This is a genomic window from Streptomyces sp. NPDC096105 (assembly GCF_044763335.1).
In the GTDB taxonomy this organism is placed as follows: Bacteria; Actinomycetota; Actinomycetes; order Streptomycetales; family Streptomycetaceae; genus Streptomyces.
The window spans coordinates 1-7,745 of record NZ_JBIWGC010000043.1; the positions used below are offsets into that span (position 1 = coordinate 1).

Below are 7,745 nucleotides of genomic sequence, written 5' to 3' on the forward strand. Positions count from 1 at the left end.
CACCCCCCAGGTCATCCGTTCGACAGGGGGCAAAAGTCATGCCGGGCCCGGAGGCCAGCGGCCCTCTTGCAGGACCGCGAAGAAGATAACGGGGGAACACCGGCACATGGGCTACTGGGGCTATTTCGTCGTGGGCCGCGCGGAGCGGCCGCTGGCCGGGCTGGACGCGCTGGGCGGCGCGGGCGCGGACCTGACCCTGCGCGCCGAGGCGCCGGACGGCTGGCAGGTGTGGGAGCTGCCGGGCCGCGAGGGCGAGCTGGGCAGCATGAACGAGCTGGCGAAGGAGACCGGCGCGCCCGCGCTCTTCGGCTACGTGATGAACGGCGACTGCGTGGCGGTGGAGGCGGCGTCCCCCGAGAGCGGGGTGTGGACGGCCTGCCTCGGCCGGGACGCGATGGCCGGGTACCTCGGCGGGCGCCCGGAGGGGCTCACCGTCGACGACTACTTCCTCGAGCCCGCCGACGCCGCCGGGCGGGCCGTCCTCTGGGCCGAGGAGGCCGGGCGCACGGCCGTTGCCGGGGACGTCCTGGAGGTGCTGACCGCGGACCCCGGACCGGTGGCCGAAAACCTCCTCTTCCGGCTGCTCGACCGGCTGGGCGTGGTGCCCGAGTGACACTCCCGGCTTGTCGCACGCAGTAAGGGGAAATGCGGGATTCGTGAGGGACGAGGCCCGTCGAGGCCTCATCCGGAGGCCTGCGGAACCCGCAGAGGGAGGCGTGGATGAGCCTGGAGGAACTGATCGCGCGGGCCGACGAGCGCGGACTGGCCGTGAGCGGCGTGGCTTGTTTGGATCGGTGCGTGCCGCTGCTGGGCGGCGACGACGAGGCGCTGCGGCCGCTGTGGGGCGCCCTCGCGGAGGGCACCGCCGACGGCGACTGGGGCGAGGTGCTCCGGCAGACGCGCGAGAAGCTGGACGCGGCGGCGGCCGAGGCCGTGGACGGCGGCACCGGCGAGGCGGCGGACCTCGCGCGGGGCATGCTCGCCGCCGCCCCCGCCGACCGGTCCGGAGGAGCGCTGCGGACGTGGGCCGACGGCTGCTCGGCCGACGCGCTGCGCATCCACCTCCTGCTCGACGGCGCGGGCGACGCCGATCTGGCCGCCGCTCGCCGCGAGGGCCCCACCGACGGTCTGTCCCCGCTGCTCGCCGCCGAACTGCGCCGCCAGACCGCCGTTCTGGAACTCGTCGCCGCCCACGGAGCGGCGGGGCTGCGCAGCGCGCTGGAGGTGTCCACGGAGGGACGCCGGGTGCTGCGCGCGGTGGTCTCGCGCCGCAGCCGCCGCGACGGCTGACAGGCGGGGGCGTGCGGCGACGGTCCTGTGACTGTCCCGGGGCGGTCGTGCGTCCGTTGTGGGGAGCCGCCGGACCGGGGTGACGAAACGCTTCGCCGCAGCGCTCTCCAGAGTGTGACGACTGCGACGACTGTGACGACACAGCAGGAGACCAGGCCCTCGGCGGCGACGAAGCCGGTCCGCTGGGCGGCGGACGCGGTGGCGGCGATGCGCGAGGGGGCACGGCTGCGCCTCGACTACTCGGCGCGCAGTCTGTGGAGCGTCGACCGCGTGATCGAGGACATCCGCCGTGAGTCGGCCCCCTACGCCGCCGTGGAGCTGGTGCTGCGCGGCTTCGGGGCCTACGCCGGCGAGGTGATCGCGCGCCAGACCGGCGGCGAGTGGTGGTCCTCCGGCGGCGACCACTGGGTCCGCACCCCCGACGGCCGCCTCTGGGACCCCATCGAGGAGGCCCGCCGCTGCTACACCCAGGACGGCTCCCTGCGGCTCCTGTGCCGGGACGCGACGGCGGGGGCAGACCGGGCTGAACCCCGGGCGGGACTGAACCCCGGGCGGGACTGAACCCCTGGCGAGGCCGACCCTGGCCGGGGCCCGGCGGAGTGCTCGGGCGCGTCCGGAGGGAGGTGCGCCGCCGGGGTCCCGTGGGGCCCGTGCGAGGGCCGGGACGTAGGTGACCTGTGACACTTTCCCGGCCGCGCACGCTGAGGTCGCTGGGGACGTGACACGGCGGACGTGCGCACGTCATGCGAGGCGCTTCGCGCTCGGTACGGACGAGGACGGTTCTTGGGCCACGGAGGGGAATCCCGCCGCACGCAGGCGTTCGACGGGGAACTGGGGGACGCCGTCGCGCGTGCCCAGCAGGGCGACGAGGCCGCGTTCGCCGTGGCCTACCGGCTCGTGCAGCCCGGACTCCTCGCGTACGTACGCGGACTGGTCGGCGCCGACGCCGAGGACGTGATGTCGGACGCCTGGCTGGAGATCGCCCGCGACCTCGGCCGCTTCAAGGGCGACGGCGCCGGGTTCCGCGGCTGGACGGCCACCATCGCCCGGCACCGCGCGCTGGACCACCTGCGCCGCCGGCGGGTGCGCCCCCGCGCGTCCGCGCTGGAACAGGACGTCCTGGAGCTGCCCGCCCCGCACAACACGCACGACCAGGCGATGGAGGCCCTGTCCACCGAGCAGGCCCTCGCCCTCGTGGGCCGGCTGCCCCGGGACCAGGCCGAGGCCGTGCTGCTGCGGGTGGTCGTGGGCCTCGACGGGCCCTCCGCCGCCCGTGTGCTCGGCAAGCGGCCGGGCGCGGTGCGGACGGCCGCGTACCGGGGCCTGCGGCGCCTGGCGCGGCAGCTCGGCGCCGACGGTGTGACGGATGAGGCGCCGCGGACGCTGGGTGGGTCGACGTGACCGTGGGCCGGGACGGCGGTCGCGCCGGACGACGCGGCAGGGCCCGCCGGGCCGGCGAGTGAACGGACCGGGCGGGCGGACCGTATCCGTCTGTCCGGGGCCGGACGGGCCTCCCGCCTGGTGGGAGGGGGCGCGGCGGCCGTGAGGCGGATGTGGGGCCGCGTCGCGCCGGGCCACGGGGCGGCCGGGCGGAACCGGACGGGCCGGACAGTACGGACACGATCGAGCAGGGACGGAAGCGGGCATGGGCGAACGGCAGAGCGACGGCGGGCGGGCCGGCCGCCGGCGTGTGCCCTCCGGGCACCCCGAGCGCCCCGAGGGCGTGGTGTCCGCGCCCGGCCGTCCCGTACCCGTCTCCGTCGAGGGGCCGGCCGGGGACACGGCCCGCCTGGAGGCGCTGCTCGCCGCCGCCCTGGTCCGCGACGAGGTGGACGCCGGGGCCGAGCAGCGGGCCGTCGCCGCGTTCGTGGCCGCCCGGGAGCCGGGGGCGCATGGCGCGCGCACCCGCCTCCGGGACGACTGGCGGGCCCCTCGACGGCGGTTCGGCGGGAGATCGCTGCGCGCGACGCTGGGCGCGCTGGTCGCGGGCTGCGCCCTGAGCGGGGTGGCGGTGGCCGGGATCCATGCGGCGGGGGCGCCGGGCGGAGGGCGGTCGCCGGGGGACACGGGACCGGATCGGACGCCGTCCGCCGGCCCGGTCCCGAAGGTCTCGGAAATCCCGGAGGTTCCGGACGCTTCCGGTTCCTCCCCCTCCTCCGGCTCCTCCGGCTCCTCCGGCTCCTCCGGCTCCTCCAGCGTCTCTGGGGCTCCGGAGGCGTCGGCGTCCGCCGAGCCGGGGCGCGACGGAGCGCGGGGCGGCGCGGGGCGGGCCGAGGCCGCGGGGGACGCCGAGGCGTGGTGCCGGGCCTACGAGCGGGTCGCCGGGCGGGGGCGGGCGGTGGACGCGCCGGTCTGGGAGAGGCTTGTCGCCGCGGCGGGGGGCGCGGAGCGGGTGGACGCGTACTGCGCGGGCCGCTCCGCTGCCGCGCCTCCCGCGCCGGTGCGGCCCGGTACGCCCGCGGCGTCGGAGGCCGGTGCCGTTCCGCGTGGCGAAGCCGGCGGCGCGGCCAAGGGCGAGGGCGAGGGCGGTCGAGGGGGCGTCGGTGTGCCTTCTGGGCGTCAGCCCTGAGCGTCGACGTCCTTCACCTGAACGGGGGATGTTCGCGCGGCCCGTCGTGTGCGGGGCGCCTCCTCCGGAGGCAGTGCCGCCGGCGCCCGCCGCGGCTGCCCGGCGGGGTGCGGGGACTGACGCGCCGTCAAGGTGCGTCGCGGGGACGGCCGGGGCCGCCACCCCCCACAGGAGAGGCCCCGGCCGTCGCGCGGTACGGGCCGCGCCGCGGCCCGTACCTTCTACAGCGCCGGGCATGCGTTTTCTGTCACACGTCCTGTGTCACGGATTAGTTGCATCTTGTACGGTCATGGACGGGCCGCGGTTTCAGGTCGTAACGTGCCTTTCGCGCCAGGCCGCGGGAGACAAACGACCACAACCTCCGCACGCGGCCTTGAGACCGCAACGACCGATTGAGCAATGACGACGGCGAGCAACCCGGTCCGCGAGAGCGGCGCCGGCTGAGGCGCAGAAGGGCGCACGCGTGCTGGGGGACGACGCGGAGCTGACCGCCGCGGTGCGCGCGGCACAGGACGGGGACGAGACCGCGTTCCGGACCGTGTACCGCGCCGTGCACCCGCGGCTCCTCGGGTACGTCCGGACACTGGTCGGCGAGCCCGACGCCGAGGACGTGACGTCCGAGGCGTGGCTGCAGATCGCCCGTGACCTGGATCGGTTCTCCGGGGACGCGGACCGTTTCCGCGGCTGGGCCGCCCGCATCGCCCGCAACCGGGCGCTGGACCACATCCGCATGCGCGGCCGCCGCCCGGCCATAGGCGGTGACGAGACCGAGCTCACCGGGCGGCCCGCCGAGTCGGACACGGCCGGCGAGGCGATCGAGGCGCTGGCCACCGACGGCGCGTTCCACCTGATCTCCCGGCTGCCGCAGGACCAGGCCGAGGCCGTCGTCCTGCGCGTGGTCGTGGGCCTCGACGCCAAGACGGCCGCGCAGACCCTGGGCAAGCGTCCCGGCGCCGTACGGACGGCCGCGCACCGCGGCCTGCGCCGGCTGGCCGAGCTGCTCGGCGACGATCCGGACGGCCATCCGGAATCCGCAGGGGTGCTCGACGCTCTTCCGCCCCAGAGAGAACCACGCCGTCGTACGGTGACGTCCGCGAGTGTGACGCAGTTGCGAACGCGGACGCAGAAGGACATGTGATGGCCGATGAGCGGTACCGGTGGCTGGACGCGGAGGCGGCGGAGCGCCTGCTGAACGGTGAGTCGCCCCAGGCTGCCGGTCCTCCCGCCGGTGACCAGGCCGAACGGCTCGCCGACGTGCTCCGCGCGCTCTCCGCGCCCCCGCCCGCGGCAGACGCGGAACTTCCCGGGGAGGCGGCCGCGCTGGCCGCCTTCCGCAAGTCGAGGGACGAACGGACAGGGCAGGCCGACTCGGCCCCGCACACCGGTCACGGCACCGGCCCCGGGGACGCCGACGTCGGCCTGATCCGTCTCGGCGCCCCGCGCACCGGCCGTTCCGGAACGCCCGGCGGGTCCCGCAGGCCGCGTCCCGCGCGCCTCCTGCTGGCCGCCGCGCTGGTCGCCGGCATGGTCGGGGGCACCGCCGTGCTCGCCGGGACCGGGCTGCTGCGCACGCCCTTCGACGACTCCCGCTCCGGCCCCGCGGGCGCCGCCACGGCCACCCACCCCCAGCGCCCCCTGACGTCCCCGTCGGCGCGGGGCGTCTCCCCGGAGGGCCGTCACCAGAGCGGGCCCGCCGGCGAGGGCGCCCCGGGCGGCGAGGATCCCGGTCGCACGCCGGCCACCACCCCCGGCGACGGCACGCCCGCCCGCGACGCCCGCTGGCAGCTCGTCGTGTCCGCCTGCCGGGCCTGGCACGAGGGGCGGCCGGTGAACGGCGAACACCGTCGCGCCCTGCACGAGGCGGCGGGCGGCGCCTCCCGCGTCGCCGCCTACTGCCGCACCGTCACCGCCAAGGAGGGCGCCGGCCGCAAGGACGACAAGAGCGGCAAGGGCGGCGAGGACGCCGGGAGCGGGACCGGCGTGCAGGACGCCGAGACGCGGACCGACGGCGGCGAGGGCGAGCAGCAGGACACCCACCCCGGCCAGGGCAACGGCCGCCCGGACACCGGCGACAGCGGTGAGGGCGACAACGGGAACGGGAACGGGAACGGCAACGGAAACGGAAACGGCAAGGGCGCCGTCCGCGGCAACAGCGGCTCCGGCGCCGACAAGGCCGAGGACCACCCGGGCAAGGACAAGGGGCAGGTCAACGGGAACGGCAACGGAAACGGCAAGGGCAACGGCAAGCAGGACTAGGCGGGCGGCCGGAACCCTCCGGGAAACCCCGTGACCTGCGCAAACCCCCCTGCGGAGCAGTTCCGTACCGCCCGGTGTGACACTTCCGGCCCTCGTGACGCAGTACTGAGTGAGCCGACTGGTCATCGGCCGTCGCACGGAGCCGGGGTTCCCCCCGTACCCGCGGCTCGTGCACCTGGCGCGGGCGGGACACGTTCCCCCGGTCCCGCCCGCGCCCCTCTTCTCACCAGTGGACGACGACCTTGTCGCCGTCGCGCACCTGCTCGTACAGCCGGGCGATCGCGTCCTCGTCGCGCACGTTCACGCAGCCGTGCGAGGTCCCCGCGTAGCCCCGGGCGGCGAAGTCGGCCGAGTAGTGCACCGCCTGCCCGCCGCTGAAGAACATCGCGTACGGCATCGGCGAGTCGTACAGCGTGGAGACGTGGTGCCGGGACTTCCAGTAGACGCGGAAGACGCCCTCGCGGGTCGGCGTGTACTCGGAGCCGAAGCGGACCGGCACGGTCGACACCGTCCGGCCGTCGATCATCCAGCGCAGGGTACGGCTCGACTTGCTGATGCACATCACCCGGCCGGTCATGCAGCGCGGGTCGGGCGGGTCGGCCGGCTGGCCGCCCATCAGGTACAGCTCCCACCGTCCCGGTTCCCGCGTCATGGCGCGCAGCCGCTCCCACGTCACGGTGTCCGTCACCCCGGTCCGCGGCAGCCCGCGCTTGCCCTGGAAGCCGCGGACCGCCTCCGCCGTCAGGTCGTCGTAGGCGCCGGTGGGGCCGTGGAAGATCCAGGCGATCTGACGCAGCCGCGCCTGGAGTTCGCGCACGTCCCGCCCCTGGTCGCCGGGCGACCACAGCACGCGCGCCGGCGTCGGGCGGCTGGACGGCGTGACGGACGGAGACTTCTGCGCGGGCGTCTCCGCTGTCCGGCCCGGCGACGCGGGCGCCCGTGGCGCGTCCGGCGTCCGGGACGGCACCTCGATCCGCACCGGCGGTCCGACCTGCCCGTCCGCACCGGCGGGATGCACCGTGCACCCTGCCGTGCCCACGGCCATCGCGCCCAGCGCCGCCAGGACGGTCATGCCTTTCTTCCCCACGCCCCTGCCCCTCCCACGCACCCCGGTCCCCCCTCGTCCCGCCGCACCGGCCCTGCCCGGTCGTCACCTGACTTCTACCCCGGACGTGACCGGGGCGGAACAAGCGGGCATGGTGGGGAGTGACCGGACGACGGCCGTCAGGAGGCCCTGTGAGGGGGGTCCCACGGTGGCTGTGAGGAAGGTCCCAGGGTGTGCCCCTCCACCGGGCCGCACGCGCACCGCTACAGTCCGTCGAGGGGTCGGCCCGTATTGGTGAGTAACTGACGAGTGACCGGCGATCGGATCGAGCAACGCTGCTCAGCGGGAGGCATGCACATCATGGCGCGCGAGTCGGAGTCCGGACTGCCCATCGAACCGGTCTACGGGCCCGACGCCCTGTCGGAGTGGAATCCGGCGGAGAAGCTGGGTGAGCCGGGGAAGTATCCGTTCACGCGGGGTGTGTACCCGACGATGTACACGGGGCGTCCGTGGACGATGCGCCAGTACGCGGGTTTCGGCACGGCGACGGAGTCGAACGCCCGGTACAAGCAGCTGATCGCCAAC

Annotated in this window: 9 protein-coding genes; 8 read left to right on the plus strand and 1 reads right to left on the minus strand. The window is 75.9% G+C overall.

Annotated elements, in window-relative coordinates:
- Positions 1-106 precede the first annotated feature (106 nt).
- From ACIQ8B_RS32685 to ACIQ8B_RS32715, 7 genes are all read left to right on the plus strand, one after another.
- The gene (locus tag ACIQ8B_RS32685) at positions 107-613 is read left to right on the plus strand and encodes a hypothetical protein (RefSeq protein ID WP_403551938.1); all 507 of its coding nucleotides are present in this window, start codon (positions 107-109) and stop codon (positions 611-613) included.
- Between the two features lie 107 nt (positions 614-720).
- On the plus strand, positions 721-1,290 hold the full coding sequence (locus ACIQ8B_RS32690; RefSeq protein WP_290011325.1) for a hypothetical protein: 570 nt from the start codon (positions 721-723) through the stop codon (positions 1,288-1,290).
- A gap of 132 nt (positions 1,291-1,422) precedes the next feature.
- The gene (locus tag ACIQ8B_RS32695) at positions 1,423-1,851 is read left to right on the plus strand and encodes a hypothetical protein (protein WP_403551940.1); all 429 of its coding nucleotides are present in this window, start codon (positions 1,423-1,425) and stop codon (positions 1,849-1,851) included.
- Positions 1,852-2,073: 222 nt separating this feature from the next.
- Entirely contained in the window at positions 2,074-2,691 is a 618-nt protein-coding gene (locus ACIQ8B_RS32700) for an RNA polymerase sigma factor (RefSeq protein ID WP_290011323.1), read from the plus strand.
- Positions 2,692-2,935: 244 nt separating this feature from the next.
- Complete coding sequence (locus ACIQ8B_RS32705) at positions 2,936-3,859, plus strand: hypothetical protein (protein ID WP_403551943.1); 924 nt, start codon at positions 2,936-2,938, stop codon at positions 3,857-3,859.
- 463 nt (positions 3,860-4,322) lie between these two features.
- Positions 4,323-4,997 (plus strand): RNA polymerase sigma factor, encoded by a 675-nt coding sequence (locus ACIQ8B_RS32710; RefSeq protein ID WP_106412773.1) that lies wholly within the window; start codon positions 4,323-4,325, stop codon positions 4,995-4,997.
- The gene (locus ACIQ8B_RS32715; protein ID WP_403551945.1) at positions 4,997-6,115 is read left to right on the plus strand and encodes a hypothetical protein; all 1,119 of its coding nucleotides are present in this window, start codon (positions 4,997-4,999) and stop codon (positions 6,113-6,115) included. Before ACIQ8B_RS32710 ends, ACIQ8B_RS32715 begins: the two co-directional genes overlap by 1 nt.
- Positions 6,116-6,338: 223 nt before the next feature.
- Here the strand turns inward: ACIQ8B_RS32715 and ACIQ8B_RS32720 are convergent, their stop codons facing one another.
- On the minus strand, positions 6,339-7,187 hold the full coding sequence (locus tag ACIQ8B_RS32720; RefSeq protein WP_403551947.1) for a L,D-transpeptidase family protein: 849 nt from the start codon (positions 7,185-7,187) through the stop codon (positions 6,339-6,341).
- A 333-nt stretch (positions 7,188-7,520) separates the two neighbouring features.
- Here ACIQ8B_RS32720 and ACIQ8B_RS32725 point away from each other — a divergent pair.
- A partial coding sequence (locus tag ACIQ8B_RS32725) for a methylmalonyl-CoA mutase family protein (RefSeq protein WP_403551949.1) occupies positions 7,521-7,745 on the plus strand: 225 nt, incomplete at its 3' end.

Bases quoted from the DNA above. Each gene is read 5' to 3' on its own strand.
- ACIQ8B_RS32720 (WP_403551947.1), bottom strand. From the start codon at position 7,187: ATGACCGTCCTGGCGGCGCTGGGCGCGATGGCCGTGGGCACGGCAGGG.
- ACIQ8B_RS32705 (WP_403551943.1), top strand. From the start codon at position 2,936: ATGGGCGAACGGCAGAGCGACGGCGGGCGGGCCGGCCGCCGGCGTGTG.
- ACIQ8B_RS32715 (WP_403551945.1), top strand. From the start codon at position 4,997: ATGGCCGATGAGCGGTACCGGTGGCTGGACGCGGAGGCGGCGGAGCGC.
- ACIQ8B_RS32685 (WP_403551938.1), top strand. From the start codon at position 107: ATGGGCTACTGGGGCTATTTCGTCGTGGGCCGCGCGGAGCGGCCGCTG.
- ACIQ8B_RS32690 (WP_290011325.1), top strand. From the start codon at position 721: ATGAGCCTGGAGGAACTGATCGCGCGGGCCGACGAGCGCGGACTGGCC.